At 72.6% G+C, this 16403-nt stretch carries 12 protein-coding genes; 9 read left to right on the top strand and 3 right to left on the bottom strand.

The window, feature by feature from the left end; translation table 11 throughout:
* The first annotated feature begins 191 nt into the window (after positions 1–191).
* Both ACIBEI_RS42310 and ACIBEI_RS42305 read left to right on the top strand, forming a co-directional pair.
* Positions 192–1073: a BTAD domain-containing putative transcriptional regulator gene (locus ACIBEI_RS42310; protein ID WP_398896275.1), complete on the top strand. Its 882-nt coding sequence runs from the start codon at positions 192–194 to the stop codon at positions 1071–1073.
* Positions 1070–1969 carry a thioesterase II family protein gene (locus ACIBEI_RS42305; RefSeq protein WP_398896198.1) on the top strand — a complete coding sequence of 300 codons (900 nt, stop codon included), beginning with the start codon at positions 1070–1072 and terminating at the stop codon, positions 1967–1969. Before ACIBEI_RS42310 ends, ACIBEI_RS42305 begins: the two co-directional genes overlap by 4 nt.
* Here the strand turns inward: ACIBEI_RS42305 and ACIBEI_RS42300 are convergent.
* Both ACIBEI_RS42300 and ACIBEI_RS42295 read right to left on the bottom strand, forming a co-directional pair.
* Positions 1951–2640, bottom strand: a complete 690-nt coding sequence (locus ACIBEI_RS42300; RefSeq protein ID WP_398896197.1) for an MFS transporter — start codon at positions 2638–2640, stop codon at positions 1951–1953. The two genes, ACIBEI_RS42305 and ACIBEI_RS42300, sit on opposite strands and share 19 nt — an antisense overlap.
* Positions 2627–3862: an FAD-dependent oxidoreductase gene (locus tag ACIBEI_RS42295; protein ID WP_398896196.1), complete on the bottom strand. Its 1236-nt coding sequence runs from the start codon at positions 3860–3862 to the stop codon at positions 2627–2629. Before ACIBEI_RS42295 ends, ACIBEI_RS42300 begins: the two co-directional genes overlap by 14 nt.
* A 218-nt stretch (positions 3863–4080) precedes the next feature.
* Here ACIBEI_RS42295 and ACIBEI_RS42290 point away from each other — a divergent pair, with 218 nt between their 5' ends.
* The 7 genes from ACIBEI_RS42290 to ACIBEI_RS42260 all read left to right on the top strand — a co-directional run bounded on the left by ACIBEI_RS42290 (position 4081) and on the right by ACIBEI_RS42260 (position 15185).
* Positions 4081–5988, top strand: a complete 1908-nt coding sequence (locus ACIBEI_RS42290; protein WP_398896194.1) for a fatty acyl-AMP ligase — start codon at positions 4081–4083, stop codon at positions 5986–5988.
* Positions 5985–7730: an acyl-CoA dehydrogenase family protein gene (locus ACIBEI_RS42285; RefSeq protein WP_398896192.1), complete on the top strand. Its 1746-nt coding sequence runs from the start codon at positions 5985–5987 to the stop codon at positions 7728–7730. Before ACIBEI_RS42290 ends, ACIBEI_RS42285 begins: the two co-directional genes overlap by 4 nt.
* Complete coding sequence (locus ACIBEI_RS42280; protein WP_398896190.1) at positions 7731–9410, top strand: acyl-CoA dehydrogenase; 1680 nt, start codon at positions 7731–7733, stop codon at positions 9408–9410. It begins immediately after the preceding gene.
* A 115-nt stretch (positions 9411–9525) separates the two neighbouring features.
* Positions 9526–9792 carry an acyl carrier protein gene (locus ACIBEI_RS42275; RefSeq protein ID WP_266741536.1) on the top strand — a complete coding sequence of 89 codons (267 nt, stop codon included), beginning with the start codon at positions 9526–9528 and terminating at the stop codon, positions 9790–9792.
* Positions 9789–12980, top strand: coding sequence for a type I polyketide synthase (locus ACIBEI_RS42270; RefSeq protein WP_398896188.1), 3192 nt, complete (start codon positions 9789–9791; stop codon positions 12978–12980). Before ACIBEI_RS42275 ends, ACIBEI_RS42270 begins: the two co-directional genes overlap by 4 nt.
* The gene (locus tag ACIBEI_RS42265) at positions 12977–14011 is read left to right on the top strand and encodes a 3-oxoacyl-ACP synthase III family protein (protein WP_398896187.1); all 1035 of its coding nucleotides are present in this window, start codon (positions 12977–12979) and stop codon (positions 14009–14011) included. Before ACIBEI_RS42270 ends, ACIBEI_RS42265 begins: the two co-directional genes overlap by 4 nt.
* Positions 14012–14033: 22 nt before the next feature.
* Positions 14034–15185: an alpha/beta fold hydrolase gene (locus ACIBEI_RS42260; protein ID WP_398896186.1), complete on the top strand. Its 1152-nt coding sequence runs from the start codon at positions 14034–14036 to the stop codon at positions 15183–15185.
* Here the strand turns inward: ACIBEI_RS42260 and ACIBEI_RS42255 are convergent.
* Positions 15070–15927 (bottom strand): BTAD domain-containing putative transcriptional regulator, encoded by an 858-nt coding sequence (locus ACIBEI_RS42255; RefSeq protein WP_398896184.1) that lies wholly within the window; start codon positions 15925–15927, stop codon positions 15070–15072. The two genes, ACIBEI_RS42260 and ACIBEI_RS42255, sit on opposite strands and share 116 nt — an antisense overlap.
* Positions 15928–16403: the final 476 nt, after the last annotated feature.

Genomic DNA, 16403 nt, shown 5'->3' with positions numbered 1-16403 from the left:
GGGGATGCTAAGGGCAAGCACCTGGTCACGGACAGTGCGCCTCGGAGGGGGCGCATTCGCCGGGGCGTCCCGAAAGCGCCACGCATGAGGGATTCATGACGTTTTCGTGGGCAGATCACTGGTGACCGCCGCGCGCCGACTGCCAAGGTCTGGGGGGCAGTTGCACGCCGCACTCTCTGGGGGGACGAGTGATCGAGATCGCCGTGCTCGGACCGCTGAACGCACGGGTGGGGCCGGTGTCAGTGGTACCGAGCGCACCGAAGCCACGGCAGGTCCTGGCTCTGCTGGCCCTCAACCGCGGGAATCCGGTGGGGGTTTCGGCCCTGGTCGACGAGTTGTGGGGAGACCGCCCGCCACGCTCGGCCGAGGCCACGCTGCACACGTACGTGAAGCAGCTGCGCAGAATGATCGGCTCGGCGCTCGGTCCCGATCATGCGCTCGGCCCGAAGGACGTGTTGCGCCGCGTGCCCGTCGGCTACCGCCTGGAGGCCCCGCCGGACGCCATGGACGTCTCCCGTTTCGAACGGCTCGCCGCGGCCGGACGTGCCGCACTGGAGGCGGGCGCCGACGCCGAGGGTTCGGAGCTCCTGGCGGGCGCGCTGCGGCTGTGGCGGGGGTCCGCACTGGCCGACGTCTCGCCAGGACCCGTACTGCGTGCGGAGGTTCTGCGTCTGGAGGAGCTTCGTCTGACCGCCCTGGAGGAGCGCTTCGGCGCGGAGCTCCGGCTGGGCCGCCACCGCGCCCTCCTCGGTGAACTCACCGCCCTGGCCTCCCGCTACCCCCTGCACGAGAGCCTCCACGCTCAGTTGATGCTCGCCCTGCACCGAAGCGGTCGCTCCTGGCAGTCACTGGAGCTGTTCCGGGGTCTGCGCCGCGTCCTGTCGGACGAGCTGGGGCTCGAACCATCCGTACGTGTACGGCAGTTGCACGAGGCGATCCTGCGGGGCGACACATCGCTGGACGCCATCCGCGACCACTCTGATGGGGGGTGGAGCGGCGCCGCGCAGGGGCACCCCGACCGGGCATCGGGGTGGCGCGGCGCCGCGACGGGGATCCATGTGGTGATGCCATGACGACGACGGAGTACCTGGCACGGGCACCCCAACCCCACCCTGCGGTACGGCTGTTGTGCTTCCCCTTCGCGGGCGGCGGGGCCTCGGCGTACGCCCGCTGGCAGCGCGAACTCGATGCGCGGGGTGCTTCCGTGGACGTCCTGCCGGTACGGCTGCCGGGCCGCGAGGGGCGGCCCGGCGAGCCCCGCTTCACCGAACTCGCCGCGCTTGTGGAGGAGTTGGACGCGGAACTCGACGAGGTGCTGGCCTCGCCCCACCTCCTGTACGGGCACAGCATGGGCGCCCTCATCGCGTACGCCTTGATCCGGCGGCGTCAGCAGCGGGGCGCGCCCCTTCCGCGCGCGGCCCTGCTCGCCGCGTACCGCGCCCCGCATCTGCCGCCGCCACGCATCGACTCCGACGCCGGCTTCGGTGCCGGCTTCAGTACCGGCTCCGGCTCTGGTGCCGGCTCCGGCGACGGTTCCGAGCCCGGCTTCGGTTCCGAGCCCATCTTCGATGCCGAGCCCGGCTTCGGTGCCGCGACCGGTGCCGACTCCGACCTGGTCCGCGCACTCGTCGCACTCGGCGGGCTGCCCGAGGCCCTGCTCGGGCACCCGGAGTGGCTGCGGGCGCTGCTGCATGTGGTGCGGGACGACCTGGCACTGTGCGCGAGCGCGGGCCCGTCCGGCGAGCCCGTCCGCGTACCGCTCCATCTGTTCGCCGGGGCGGACGACTCCCTCGTACGGGTGCCGGAGGTGACCGCCTGGCGCCGGTACGCGGCGCGCGGCTGCGAGGTGCGGGTGCTGCCGGGCGGCCACTTCTTCCTGCGGACGCACGAGGGGCGGCTGCTGGACGAGGTGGCGCCCCTGGTCCGCCGTTACGGTGAACGGCGGCCGGTTCACGCGGCGGCGTCCTGAGCGCCGCCTTCCTGGCCGATGCCCACCCCGTCCCCATCGCTCACCCCGTCATCGTCATCATCTGCACGCCCGCCAACTGCCTTGTCCCGTCGGCGAGTCGAACGCAAGAGCCGTACCAGCGGGATACCGGCGGCCGCCGTGAGCGGCACGTTCGCCCAGAACGCCCACCTCCACTCGGTGCCTGCGACAGCGCCCGCCGCGAGGCCCGTACCGAAACCGGCGACGATCACGGCACTCCAGACGAGGAGGAGTCGATCCGGGCGGTGCCCGACCAGGGCGAGGGCGAGCACGGTGGCCGTGAGCGCCGCCGCGCCCGCTCCCTGGACCGCCCGGAAGACGAGGAAGGCCGACGCGCCGGGCACCAGCGTCAGCGCCACCGACGACTGGACGAAGAGCCACAGCCCGAGGATCAGCACCGGAAGCGGCCGGGTACGCCGGATCAGCAGGCGCAGCGGCAGTGCCAGGACGCCCAGCGCGAGGACGTATACGAGGACCGTCCACGGCAGCCGGCTCGCGTGCAGCCCGTTCGCCTCGCGCAGTGCGGAACCCATGGTGGTCACCACGGAGGCTCCGGCGGCGACGAGGAACTGGCTCAGCCCGCAGGCCGCGTACGGGACCTGTCCCCCGCCCCTCAACCCGCCACAGAGCGACGGCCGTTCAGCGCCCGGCATCCTGCACCTTCGCGACCCGCTCCCCCGGCTCCTGGAGCTGGAAGTACGCCCCCGCCAGCACCCGTCGGGTGAGCAACTCGCTGCGGTTCACGGCCCGGTAGAGCGTGCGCCGCCAGGCTCCGCCGACACGGCCGTGCAGCGTGAAGAGGCGTTCCTGGCGGAGCTGCAGGGCCCGGGAGCGGGCCACCGACGCCTCGCGGGTGCGCTGGAAGGTGTCGGTCGCGGCGTTCAGCGCCTCGGGCCCACCGTCCAGGGCGTCCGCCACCAGGGGTGCCAGCGTGACCGCGTCGATGATGGCGTGGTTGACGCCCTGCCCGAGGATCGGTGTGAGCGTGTGGGCGGCGTCTCCGACGAGGACGATGCCGGGCGCGGACCAGCGCGGCACGACCGTCGTGAAGATGTCCAGCATGGACGTGTCCGACCAGGACCGAACCTGTTCACGCACCGCGCCGGACAGTTCGGGGGCGAGCGCGTCGAGCCGTTCGTACAGGCGCGGCAGCCCCTGCCCCCGCATCTCCTTGAGGCCCCCCTTGGGAATGTTGAAGCCGACCCGGACGCTGTCGGGCCGGGTCGGGATGAACAGCCCGTGCTGGTCTCCCCGGATGCGGACGCGATACGTACGGTCGTCCCAGTCTCCGTACGGAAAAGGCAACTTGAGCCAGATCACGTCGCGCTCCAGCGGCGTCGTCCGGTACGCGAGACCGGACATCTCGCGCACCTTGCTGAAACGTCCGTCCGCCGCGACGGTCAGCGTCGCCCGGATCTCCCGCTCGCCCTCTGCGGTGCGCACCCGCACCCCGGTGACCGTGCCGTCGTCGTCACGCAGCAGCCCGGTGGCGGTCGCGCCCTGGAGGAGGGTGAAGCCGGGATGGGCCGCACCGGTCTCGGCGAGCGCCGACAGCAGGGCGGGCTGCGGGAGTTCGACGGGGAAGGGATGCGGATAGCGGAAGCGCTCGAAGTCGGCGGCGAACACGGTGTGCCCGGCGTCCTGGATCCGCATGCGGTGCATCTGGACGTACTCGCCGTCGAGCCGGTCGAGCAGGCCGAGGCGGTCGAGCAGCCACACGGAGTCGGGCGAGACGGACTCGCCCCGGAAGGACCGGTTGAAGTGCCGGCTCGCCTCCACGACCACCACGGGCACGGAACGCCGGGCGAGTTCCACGGCGAGCGTCAGCCCGGCGGGCCCGCCGCCCACCACGCACACCTGCGTCGGTACGTCCATCAGCTGCCTCCTGGGAGTCCGTCGGGGTCGGTGTGCCGGAGCCGTTCCAGCGAACGTCGTTTCGGCGAACACCGCTTCAGCGAACGCCATTTCGGCGTACGCCGCTTCGCCGGACCCACCCCGCTGAACTCCACCCTCCGCAACGGTTCTTGTAGCCCCCTTGCGTGAACGCCCCTGCCACAAGGCCGCGTTAAGGCCGCTCTCCCACGCTCCCTGGCATGACCACCGCATCCATCACCCCGCGGACTCCCGCGCAGGGCACGCCCCGGACGTTCACCGACGTCGTGCGGGAGCGCACGGACGCCCTCGCCGAACGCGACGCGTTCGTCTTCCTGCCGGACGACGGGCAGGGGTCGGTCCCCGAGCACCTGACGTACGCCGGTCTCGACCGGCGGGCCCGCGGCATCGCCTCGTGGCTGCGCGAGCACGGGGCCGTCGGACGCCCGGTGCTGCTGCTCCACCCGCCGGGCACGGCGTTCGTCGCCGCCTTCGTGGGCTGTCTGTACGCGGGATCGGTGGCGGTCCCCGCGCCGCTGCCGACCGACCAGGGGCAGCAACTCGCCCGGGTGGCGGGCATCTTGAGGGACTCGGGCGCGTCCGCGGTGCTGTCCACGGGCGCGTACGTGCCACTGCTGGAGGCCTGGCTGGAGTCGGTGGCCCTGCCGCGGGTGCGCTGCCTCGCCACCGACCGGGAGGAAATCGGCGACCCCACCTCTTGGCGGGCGCCGGACACCTCCCCCGACGACCTGGCGTTCCTCCAGTACACGTCGGGCTCCACGAGCGAGCCCAAGGGCGTCATGGTCACGCACTCCAACCTGCTCGCCAACGAAGCGGCGATCGGGCGCTGGGCGGGCACCCACGAGGGCATGGTGGTCGGCGGCTGGCTGCCGCACTACCACGACCTGGGCCTCATCGGTCATCTCCTCCACTCCCTGTACGTGGGCGGCCTGTCGGTGCAGATGTCACCGCTGTCCTTCCTCAAACGGCCGCGCCGCTGGCTGGAGATGATCGGCGACTACCGCGTAGAGGGCTCCGGCGCGCCGGACTTCGCGTACGACCTGTGTCTGCGGCGGGTCACGGACGAGCAGTTGGCACGGCTCGACCTGTCGAGCTGGCGGTGCGCGCCCAACGGCGCCGAACCGGTACGCGCGGAGACCCTGCGCGCCTTCGTGGAGCGCTTCTCCCCCGCCGGACTGCGCCGCGAGGTCTTCGCACCCTGCTACGGCCTCGCCGAGACCACGCTCCTGGTCACGGGCGCGGACCCGGCCACCGAACCGACGGTCCGCACGGTCGACGCGGCCGCCCTCGAACAGGGCGTCCTGGCCGTCGGCGAGGGGCGCACACTCGCGGGCAGCGGGAGCGCCCGCGACTGCGAGGTGCGGATCGTCGCCCCCGGCACGGGTACGCCTCTCGCGGACGGCCTGGTCGGCGAGATCTGGGTGCGCGGACCGAGCGTGACCGCGGGCTACTTCGGCAACGACACCGCCACGTCCGACTGCTTCCGGGCCGACGGCTGGCTCCGTACGGGCGACCTGGGAGTCCTGGACGCGGGCGAACTCTTCGTCACGGGACGCCTGAAGGAGGTCATCGTCCTCGCCGGCCGGAACCTCTATCCGCACGACATCGAGCGGGCCGCCCAGTCGGCGGCCGCGTCGCTCACTCGGGGAGCGGGGGCAGCGTTCGCGGTACGGTCCGGCCGCGCCGCCGGAGCCATGACATCCGCCGAGCCCACCGAGCCCACCGAATCCATCGCGTCGGGCGGCCGGGGCGGCTCCGAGCGCGAGCATCTCGTCCTGGTCCAGGAGGTGCGGCTCGCCGCGGTCCCCGACGGGGACCTGCGTGCGGTGGCGACGGCCGCGCAGAGCGCGATCGGGCGGGAGTTCGCCGTGCCCGCGGGGAACGTGGTCCTGGTCAAGCCCGGCACCGTACGCCGTACCACCAGCGGCAAGGTCCGCCGCACCACCATGCGCGACCTGTTCCTCGACGGTTCGCTGACCCCGCTGTACGAGGTCCTGGAACCGGCCGTACGGGACCTCGTGAGCGACGCGACGGACACGGCGGCCCTCGACACGTCGGACACGGCGACCCCCTCCAATGGCACGCCGAACGCGGCGGTGTCCTCGTGAACGGCGAACACTCCCCGTACCGCCTCGCCGAGGAGCTGGAGCACACCCTCGGGGACCCGGCGGACGCCCGCACCCCGTTCTCGTACGCCGCCTGCCTGGACCTGGACACCCGCGAGGAGTTCCCGGCGGGGATCTGCCGGCTCCTGGACGACTGGGGCCTGCCCGACTACTACGTGCCGGTACGCCACGGCGGACGGCTTCGCGACTACGAGCACGCGCTGCATCTGGTCCGTACGGTGGCGCGGCGCGATCTGACGGTCGCGGTCGCGCACGGGAAGACGTATCTGGGCGGGGTGTGCGTCTGGGTCGCGGGCGGCGGGGAGCAGGCGGCACGGCTCGGGAGCGACATCCGGGCGGGGGTCCCCGTGTCGCTGGCGCTCACCGAACGGGCGCACGGGAGCGACCTGTTGGCGGGGGAGGTCGAAGCCGTCGCTGACGGCGAGGGGTTCGTCCTGCGCGGCGAGAAGTGGCTCATCAACAACGCGACCCGCGGCTCGGTCATCTGTGTCCTGGCTCGCACCGCCGCCGCGGGCGGCCCACGCGGCTTCAGTGTGCTGCTCATCGACAAGAGGACGCTGCCGCCCGGGAGTTGGCGTCCACTGCCGAAGGTGCCGACGCACGGTATCCGTGGTGCCGACATCTCCGGGTTCGTCCTCGACGGCGCGTATGTGGACCGGGAGGCGCTGATCGGTCCGGCGGGCGGCGGCATCGAGACCGTCCTCAAGTCCCTCCAGCTGACCCGCACGATGTGCGCGTCACTGTCCCTGGGCGCCGCCGACCACGGGCTGCGCATCGCCCTGGACTTCGCCCGAGAACGCCGCCTGTACGGTCGACCGCTGGCCGAACTCCCGCAGGCACGGGCCTTGTTGGCGGGCGCGGTGGCGGACGTCGTGACCCATGAGGCACTCGCCCTGGTCGCGTCCCGCATGGTGCACACCACGACCGGCGAACTCTCCGTCGTCTCGGCCGTGACCAAGTACCTTCTGCCGACCGGCACAGAGGACGTCCTGACAGCTCTCGGGGAACTGCTGGGCGCCCGCGCCTTCCTGGTGTCGGGCCCCGGCATGGGCCCGTACGGCATGTTCCAGAAGGTCGAACGGGACCACCGCATCGTGGGCCTCTTCGACGGAAACACCCTCGTCAACCTCAACTCGCTGATCCTGCAGTTCCGTTCGCTCGTACGTCACTGGCGGCGCCGGACGCCACCCGCGGACGGCGTGCGCACGGCCTGCGATCTCGCGGCGCCGCTCCCGGAATTCGACGCGGCGGGTCTGGAGCTGGCCGCCAGGCGGGGCGCTTCTCCGCCGGCCGCGCTCCCCGCCTGGACGGCGGTCCTGCGTGAACGGGCCGCCGAGGAGCCCGCGTTGAAGGACGCGGCCGAGCTGGCCGAGCGACTGCTGGCGATGGCCGACCGCGTGCACGAGGAGATGGCCGCCTACGCCGATGTGGTGACCGACGTCCCCGAGGAAGCCTTCGCCGTGGCGCGCCGGTACTGCCTGTGCTTCGCCGGGGCTGCGTGCCTGGGGCTGTGGGTGGAGTCGGGCTCCGGGGTGCCGGGCGGCGAGGGTGTCTGGCGGGACGCGCTGTGGCTGCGCGCCGCGCTGGAGCGGCTGCTCGCGCGGCTGGGCGAACAGTCGTCGTCCGACGCGCAGGAGGTGCTGCTGGAGGAGGCGTTCTCACTGCACGGGCACGGGCGGCTGGTCTCGCTGCTGCGGCTCCAACTGCGGCGGGAGGTGGCGTAGATGCCGTACACGACCCTCACCGCCGCCGACCGGGCGTCCGAACTCGCCCGGTCCTTCGGGGATTTCTGGGACCAGGCGAACCCGCTCGGCTCGTCCGCGCTCCTCGCCGCGGACGAGCGGGGCGTGCTGAGCAACGACGGGGAGGCGCTGCTCGACCGGTTCGGGCTGGCCGCCGAATACGTACCGGCGGAACTCGGCGGACGGCTCACCCACCTGGACGGGCTGGTACGGGTGATGCGGGAGGTGTTCCGGCGGGACGTCGGACTCGGTCTGGGGCACGGCATCACGTCGTTCATGGCGGCCGTCAACGTCTGGACGGCGGGCTCGGCGGAGCAGCAACGGCACCTGGCCGACCTCCTGTTGGACGGCGGCCGGGCCTCGGTCGCGTACCACGAGCTGGCCCACGGCAATGACTTCCTGCGCAACGAGTTCACGGCCCGCCCGGCGGCCGGCGGCTATCTGCTGGAGGGCGTGAAGCAGGTCATCAACAACGCCGACCGGGCCGGTGCGTGGGTGCTGTTCGCGCGTACCGGTGGCGGCCCGGGCAGCCGCAGCCACTCGGTGCTGCTCGCAGGTCCGGGCGACGTGCCCGCCGACCGTGTGCAGCGGCTCGCCCGCTACCGCACCGCGGGCGTCCGTGGCTGCCGGCTCACCGGACTGGCCTTCCACGGCTGCCCGTTGCCCGCCTCCGCCGTCGTCGGCGCGGAGGGCCGGGGCGGCGAGGTGGCACTGCGCTCCTTCCAGGTGACGCGCAGCGCCCTGCCGGGGATGGCGATCGGCACGGTGGACACCTGCCTGCGCTCGGTACTCCGCTTCACCCTGGACCGGCGCCTCTACCGCCGCCGGGTCTTCGAACTCCCACACGCGGCCGGGGTGTTGACCGCCGCGTTCGCGGACCTCCTCCTGTGCGACAGCCTGTCGCTCGCCGCCGCCCGTACGGTCCAGCTGCGCCCCGAACAGGCGAGCGTGACCGCCGCCGCCGTCAAGTACCTCGTGCCGCGTCTGCTGAGCCGCACGGTACGAGCCCTGTCGGTGGTGCTGGGGGCCCGCTTCTACCTGCGCGAGGGCGAACACGCCGTGTTCGGCAAGCACGTGCGGGACCTCCCGGTGCTGAGCCTCGGCCACGCCGGCCCCACGGCATGCCTGGCCACCCTGATCCCCCAACTACGAAGGCTGGCGACGGCACCTCAACTGGAGCCCCTGGACGCCCTGTTCACCCCATCCGACACCACAGTGCCGACACCGGGCATCCCTTTCAACCGCCTCGCCCTCTCCGCGACGGGCGATCCACTGACCGCGGCCCTGACACCGGAGGGCGCCCCCGCCTCCGTACGTCCCCTCCTGACCGATCTCGCCGCCGACCTGTCGGCCGTACGCGACCGGGCCCGCACCCTGCCCCCGGCCGACCGCACGCCACTCGCCTCCCCGGAGGCCTTCGCCCTGGCCGCGCGATACGCGGAACTGCTCGGCGCGGCAGCCGCCACAGGCGTGGCACGGTCCGCACGTTCCGGCTTCCTGTCCGAACCCCCGTGGCTGGGCGCGGCCCTGCACCGCACGGCGTGCCGACTGGGCCTGTGCACGGGCCCGGTGCCGGACAGGTGGGCGAGACCCCTACGGCACGAACTCCTCTCCCGCTACGAGGAGTTGCGCACCTTCGACCTGTACAACGGCCCCTTTTAGGGGCGCGGGGCTGTATCGATATGCGGCTCCGCCGCGTGGGCGCGACCAGCCACAACGCACCCGCAGCCGAAGCACATCACCGAACCCCCCACCACAAAGAAAAGGACCACCGGTCATGCCCGTACCGACGGCGCACACCGAACAGACGCTGACCACCTGGATCACCACCCGCGTGGCCGAGTACCTTCGACGGCCCCCCACCGAGATCGACCCGACGACCCCGCTCGCCGAATACGGCCTCGATTCCGTGGCCGCGCTGAGCCTGTGCGGCGACGTCGAGGACCACTACGAGGTGACCATCGACCCGACGGCTGCCTGGGACTACCCGACCGTACGGGCGCTGGCCGGACACCTGCTGACCGAGTTGGAGGGCCAAGGGTGAACGCGGTGGCCGTCACCGGCGTCGACTGCCGGTTCCCGGGCGCCCAAGACCCCGGCGCCTTCTGGGAGTTACTGATGCGCTCGGGCGACGGTACGGGACCCGTACCGTCGCCCCGCTGGGACCCGTCGCTCACGGGCGGCCCGACGGAGGGCGGGTTCCTCGCGGACGCGGACGCCTTCGACCACGAGTTCTTCAGGATCCCGCCCCGCGACGCCGCCGCCATGGATCCGCAGCAGCGGCTGATGCTCCAGTGCGCGTGGCGGGCCTTCGAGGACTCGGGGGTGGCGCCCGGGCGGCTCGCCGGATCGCCGACCGGGGTCTTCGTCGGGGTCATGGGCAGCGAGTGGGCACAGCTCACGCTCACGGACCTGCCGCGCATTACCCCGCAGATCGGCTCGGGCAACGGCCACTGCATGATCGCGAACCGGATCTCGTACCACCTGGACCTGCGCGGACCCTGCATGGCCGTCGACACGGCGTGCTCGTCCTCGCTGGTGGCGGTGCATCTCGCGGTGAACGCGCTGCTGACCGAGGAGTGCGACCGGGCGATCGCGGGCGGCGTGAACCTCGCCCTGACTCCGGCGCTGGGCCTCTTCTACGAGAAGGCGGGCCTCGCCGCGCCGGACGGGCGCTGCAAGCCGTTCAGCGCGGGCGCGGACGGGATCGGGCGCGGCGAGGGCGTGGGCGCGGTGGTGCTGCGCCGCCTCGCGGACGCCCTCGCCGACGGCGATCCGGTGTACGCGGTGATCCGTGGCACCGCCGTGAACCAGGACGGCCGGAGCAACGGCATCACCGCGCCCTCCCGCTGGTCCCAGCAGGAGGTCGTGGCCAAAGCCTGCCGCCGGGCGGGTGCCGACCCGCACGAGGTGTCGTTCCTGGAGGCCCACGGCACGGGTACGGTCCTCGGCGACATGATCGAGACCAGGGCGCTGGGCCACCTGCACGCCGACCGGCCCCGCTCGCGCCCACTCTCCCTCGGCTCGGTCAAGGGCAACCTCGGGCACACGGAGGGCGCCGCCGGCATCGCGGGCCTCATCAAGGCGTGCCTGTCCCTCCACCACCGCACGGTTCCGGTGAGCCGGCACGCGGCCCGCGAGAACCCTCGACTACGCCTCGCCGAGCAGGGCTTGCGGCTCCTGAAGGCTCCCCTGCGGTTGCCATCCGGAGAGCCGGTGCTGGCGGGTCTGAGCAGCTTCGGCATGGGCGGTACGAACGCACACGCGGTACTGGAGTCGGCACCGACGCCGAGCCGGGCGGCAGCGGGAACAAGGCGCGCGGCCACCCCGTCGGACCACTCCGGCGTCAGCCTGCCGGAGTCGTCGGGCAGCGGCCTGTCAAACCCATCGGGAACCGCTCGTCCGGGCCCCGTCACCAGCCTGCCCGAGCCGTCGGGCAGCGGCCTCGGCGCCGAGGTGTTCGTCCTCAGCGCGCCCACCGAGCGGGCCCTCCGCCGCAATCTGCTGGCGCAGGCCGACGCCATCGGTCGGCGACGCACTCCGATCGGCCCGCTGTGCCGGGCGTCGCAGCGGGTGAAGACAGGGCACGGCCGACGTGGCGCGGTGGTGGCCGGGGACAGCACCGAACTGGCGGTACGACTCCGGGAGGCGGCCAGGGGCCTGGGCCCGACAGGCTTGAACAGCTCGGCCCGCCCTGCCACCTCGGCCGCCCCGGTCGCCCCGACCGCCCCGACCGATCCGACTAGGTCAGCGAGCCCCACCAGCCCCACCACCACCCTCAGCAACCCCACCAACGAATCACCCCTCACCGCCTGGCTGTTCACCGGCCAAGGCGCGCAATACCCGGGCATGGGAGCCCGCCTCTACCGCGAGTCCGCCCTGTTCCGACGGCACCTCGACGGTGTCGACGCCGCGCTCCTCCCGCACACCGGCCGCTCCATCCGCGACCTGCTCCTCACCGGTGACCCGGCGGTGCACAGGACCGGCTGGGCCCAGCCCGCCCTGTTCGCGGTCGGGCACGCGCTCGGCGCCACGCTCGCCGAAGTCGGCGTACGCCCCGACCTGCTGCTCGGCCACAGCGTGGGCGAGTTCGCGGCCGCCGTTCACGCCGGTGCGCTGCCTCTCGAAGACGCGGCACGACTGGTCGCCGTACGGGGCGCCCTGATGGAGCAACTCCCCGACGGCGGAGGCATGCTGGCTGTCCACGCCTCGGCGGACCGACTGCGTGACCTGGTCGAGCGCGAGCCACTGGTCGGCTTCGCCGCCCTCAACGGACCGCGCTCCACCGTGATTTCGGGCAACCTGTCAGCGCTGGACCGCATCGCGGAGTCACGTGAGCTGGAGGGCGTACGACTCCGCCGCCTCGATGTCTCGCACGCCTTCCACTCCCCACTGATGCGCCCGGCGCTCGAAGCGTTCCGCCGGGTGGCCGAGCAAGTCACGGGCGGGACACCCCGGTTGCCGTTCTACTCGACGCTGCGCGGCAAGCGCCTGGAGTCCGAGCAACTGGACGCCTCGTACTGGACCGAACACATCGAGGCCCCGGTGCTGTTCGCCGACGCCGCGGCCCAGCTCCTGGACGAACGGCCGACGCACCTCCTGGAACTCGGCCCCCGACCGGTCCTCACCGCCCTCACCCGCCGGCTCGACGACAGGTCCGCCGACCCGGTCGCCCTGCACCCGCTCCCGGCTCCCGAGTCGGGCGGCCGTGCCCTCGCCGAAACCGTGGCCGCGCTCTACCGGGCAGGCATCGACATCGACTGGCCGGCGGCCCACCCCGGCCAGGACCGCGCCCCGGCCCGCCTGACCCCGTACGCCTTCGCCACGGACAGCCGCTTCTGGCACACGGGAGGTCCGACGCGTACGGCGGCACCGGGCGCCCCCGTCACCGTAAGGGAGGAGCCGCAGGCACCGGAGGCGGACGCGCCGTCCACAGAAGCCGCGACAGCGACAGCCACAGCAACCACGACCGCGACTCCACCCCAGGACCCCGTAGCCATCGCGGTGTACGAAACCGTCGCCGCACTCGGCGGCTACGACCCCACCGCCCTCTCCGCCGGCGCCCGTTTCCACGACGACCTCGGCCTCGACTCCGTCGCCCTGGTCGAACTCAAGGAGCGCCTGACCGAGCGCCTGCCCGCGGTGGGCGCGCTCCCTGTCCAGGATCTGCTCCCCCGGCTCACCTCACTCGGCGAGTTGATCGGCTATCTGCGGCAGGAGACGTCCGCATGACCAGTCCCGGCCCTTCCCCTTCCGTCCACGTCATGGCCGCCGGTTCGGCGCTGCCCGGCGAGCCCGTCGACAACACCGCGCTCGCCGCCGCCCTGGGGGTGAACGAGGAGTGGATCGACGTCTTCATCGGCACCCGCACCCGGCATTTCGCCCGCGATCTGACGAGCGGCGACATCCGGTGGACCCTGGCGGACCTGTGCGCGGACGCGGCGGCGAACGCGCTGGAGAACTCCGGGACGGACCCGGCGGAGGTGGAGTTCCTGGTCCTGGGCACCGCGACGCCGGACCATCTGATGCCGGCCACGGTCAACCAGGTGGCCGATCAGCTCGGCCTCGACCAACTGCCCACCTACCAGCTGCAGTCGGGGTGCGCGGGAGCGGTCCAGGCGCTGTCCGTCGCCCAGTACCTCATAGGCAGCGGCGAGTTCAGGACCGGTCTGGCGATCGGCGGAGACGTCTGCACCAAGCATCTGGATCTGCGCCGCGACCTCTCCGAGGCGGCTCCGGGGGACCTCGTGAACTGCGTGCTGTTCGGCGACGGCGCGGGGGCCGCCGTCCTCGGTTCACGTCCGGGCGACAAGGCCGTGGCGCTTCGCCGGGTCCTCAACCGCTGTACGGGCCTGGGGCGCGAACCGGGCCAGATCATCGACTGGTTCGGCCTCGCCGACCGCGACGAACCGCGTCAGGCGCTCATCGAGGACTACAAGGCCATCGAGGAGTCCGTACCGACGATGGCCGTCGAGATCCTCTGGGAGCTGCTCGACAGCCTGGGCTGGGCGGCCGGGGACCTCGACTTCCTGCTGCCCCCGCAGCTGTCCGGACGGATGACCCGGCTGATCACCGAGCAACTGGGCGTGCCCGAGGCCCGCGAGATCTCCTGCGTGGCGGACACCGGAAACAACGGCAACGCGCTCCCTTTCCTCCAACTGGAGCGCCTGCTGCGGGAAATGACGAGCGGTCAGAAGGCCCTGGCCGTGGCCGTCGAGTCGAGCAAGTGGATCAAGGCCGGCTTCGCGCTGGAACACCTCTGAACCCTCGCCGGAAGGACATCGCATGCCCGACCGCCACCCCACGGACCACGTCACACCTGCCGACCACTTCGACCACCTCAACCACCTCGACCGGCCGCTCGAACAGCAGGGGGTTTGCCGGCCCCCTCTCGACCGCCTCGGCGAGCTGAAGGAATTCGCCCGCCTCCACGCCCGCAGTCAGGGCATGGGCGCCCGCGGAACGGCCCGCATCCTCGCCCGCATCGGCACCGACGCCCCCGACGCGGCCGACTCCTGGACCCGCGTCTGGCGGCTGCGCGGCGACGAACTGGCCGACCGTGGACGCCTGTTGGCGGCCTGTCGGCACTACACCATGGCCCGCTTCCCCTATCCGTACGACGATCCCCGACGCCACGCACAGCAGACGGCCGTCGCCACCTTCGACACCTGGCGGCGGACGCACGGAGGCATCGAGCGCCTCGAACTCCCGCACCCGGAAGGCACATTGCACGCATGGGCGGCGGGCCTGGACACGCACCGCCGCTCCCACCGCCCCCTTCTCCTCATGATGGGCGGCATCGTCAGCGTCAAGGAGCAGTGGGCACCCCTGCTGCCCCGGCTCACCAAACTCGGCTACGCGGCCGTGGTCGCCGAACTCCCCGGCGTGGGCGAGAACACCCAGCGCTACACGGCCGACTCCTGGCGGCTGATCCCCTGGCTCCTGGACCATCTGTCGCCCAGGGCCCGCACCGAGGCCGCCACGCTCCTCTTCCTCAGCTTCGGCGGGCACATGGCGCTGCGGGCAGCAGCCGAGGATCCGCGCGTCCGCCGGATCCTGACGGTCGGCCCTCCGGTCGCCGCCTTCTTCACCGACGCGACGTGGTGGGAGCGGGTCCCACGCATCACCAAGGACACTCTGCACCGACTGACCGTGGCCCAGGACGAGCCAGAACTCCGTTCAAGGCTGCAGGAGTTCGCCCTCACCGAGGGCCAACTGCGTTCGGTCGGCGCGGCGGTCCGTTGCGTGACGAGCGCCCGGGACGAGATCATCCCGCCCCGCGACGCGCACCTCCTGCGCACCGCCGTGCCCGACGTACGCGTCAAAGTGCTCGACGATGTGCACGGCTCGCCCGGACATCCGGGAGCGGTCCGCCGCTGGCTCGCCTGGAACCTGCGCGGGGCCGGCCGACAGGGGCGGCGACAGGGGCGGCCGTGACCGGCTCGGACGCGTGCGCGCTGAGCACCCGCGCGTGCAGCCGCACCAGGGCGGGCCCGGGCGTGACGCCCAACTCGTCGTGCAGCGACCGGTGTACGGCACGGTAGGCGCGCAGCGCGTCCGTGGTCCGGCCCGCCCGGCGCAGCGCCTCCATCAGCTGGCAGTGCAGCTGCTCGCGCAGCGGATGGGCGCGGGCCAGCTCCATCAGCTCGCCTGTCACCTCGTGGTGGCGGCCCAGCCGCAGGTCCGCCTCGATCCGCAACTCCAGTGCTTCGAGCCGCAGTTCGTCGAGGCGTACGGCCGCCGCCGTCAGCACCTCACCCTGCGGGACGCCGGACAGCGCGGGCCCGCTCCACAGCGCGAGGGCGTCCCCCAACACTCCTGAGGCAGCCGCGAAGTCGCAGTCCCCGAAGGCGGCTCGGCCGCGCGAGAACAACTCCTCGAACCGTCGTAGATCCAGTTCGCCGGGCTCGACCCGCAGCAGATATCCGGGCGGCCGGGTCTCCAACGGGCCCCGGCCGTGGCCCCCTTGGGTGAGGGCCTTGCGCAGATGGGACACGTACACCTGCAGCGTCGTCGCGGCTGTGCGGGGCGGCCCCTCCGGCCACAGTTCGTCGAAGAGGGCGCCGGCGGGCACGACGGCTCCGGCACGCACCAGCAGGGTCGCGAGCACCACCCTCTGTTTGGGCGCGGACGGTGTGCGGGGTTCGAGGCAGACAGGACCCAGTACTCGGAAGCGCATGGCAACTCCTCAGCCGTTCCTGAGCCAAGCCTGCACCGACACCGGGTAGCCCTCCGGGAGATCCACTGGAGCCCTGCGGGAGAAGCACGGGAGGCCCCTGCGCCGGGCCACGCCGACAGATCCCGGCGCCCCGCCCCTCCGACAGGACCCGGCGCCGGTCCACTCCGGCAGAACCCGGCGCCGGGCCACTCCGGCAGAACCCGAGGCCGGCCCACTCCCACAGAACCCGATGCCGTTGCGCGGGCCTGGCGGATCCCTGCGCTCCATCCGAGCCACCCGGCCCGCCGCCCCAGGGCACCTCCCTACCCAGGCCGGATGGCCGGGCCAGGCCCGACACACCTGCAGAGGCACCCACAAGGCTCTCCCCGCCGCCTCACCCGCCCTGTGGGGCCTTCCTCCCGACCGAGGCACCGCCAAAAACCCCACCCAGGCACCGCTGAGACCCCGCAGTCACCCCGCCAAGCGCCGCTCCACTC

The sequence above is a fragment of the Streptomyces sp. NPDC050988 genome, from assembly GCF_044456225.1.
Lineage (GTDB): Bacteria > Actinomycetota > Actinomycetes > Streptomycetales > Streptomycetaceae > Streptomyces.
The sequence above is the reverse complement of the archived record's forward strand: the minus strand, read 5'-3'. Positions and strand labels throughout refer to the sequence as shown.

Excerpts from the sequence above, each read along its gene's own strand:
- ACIBEI_RS42305 (WP_398896198.1), top strand. The coding sequence starts at position 1,070 with ATGACGACGACGGAGTACCTGGCACGGGCACCCCAACCCCACCCTGCG.
- ACIBEI_RS42295 (WP_398896196.1), bottom strand. The coding sequence starts at position 3,862 with ATGGACGTACCGACGCAGGTGTGCGTGGTGGGCGGCGGGCCCGCCGGG.
- ACIBEI_RS42290 (WP_398896194.1), top strand. The coding sequence starts at position 4,081 with ATGACCACCGCATCCATCACCCCGCGGACTCCCGCGCAGGGCACGCCC.
- ACIBEI_RS42260 (WP_398896186.1), top strand. The coding sequence starts at position 14,034 with ATGCCCGACCGCCACCCCACGGACCACGTCACACCTGCCGACCACTTC.
- ACIBEI_RS42300 (WP_398896197.1), bottom strand. The coding sequence starts at position 2,640 with ATGCCGGGCGCTGAACGGCCGTCGCTCTGTGGCGGGTTGAGGGGCGGG.
- ACIBEI_RS42255 (WP_398896184.1), bottom strand. The coding sequence starts at position 15,927 with ATGCGCTTCCGAGTACTGGGTCCTGTCTGCCTCGAACCCCGCACACCG.
- ACIBEI_RS42280 (WP_398896190.1), top strand. The coding sequence starts at position 7,731 with ATGCCGTACACGACCCTCACCGCCGCCGACCGGGCGTCCGAACTCGCC.
- ACIBEI_RS42265 (WP_398896187.1), top strand. The coding sequence starts at position 12,977 with ATGACCAGTCCCGGCCCTTCCCCTTCCGTCCACGTCATGGCCGCCGGT.
- ACIBEI_RS42275 (WP_266741536.1), top strand. The coding sequence starts at position 9,526 with ATGCCCGTACCGACGGCGCACACCGAACAGACGCTGACCACCTGGATC.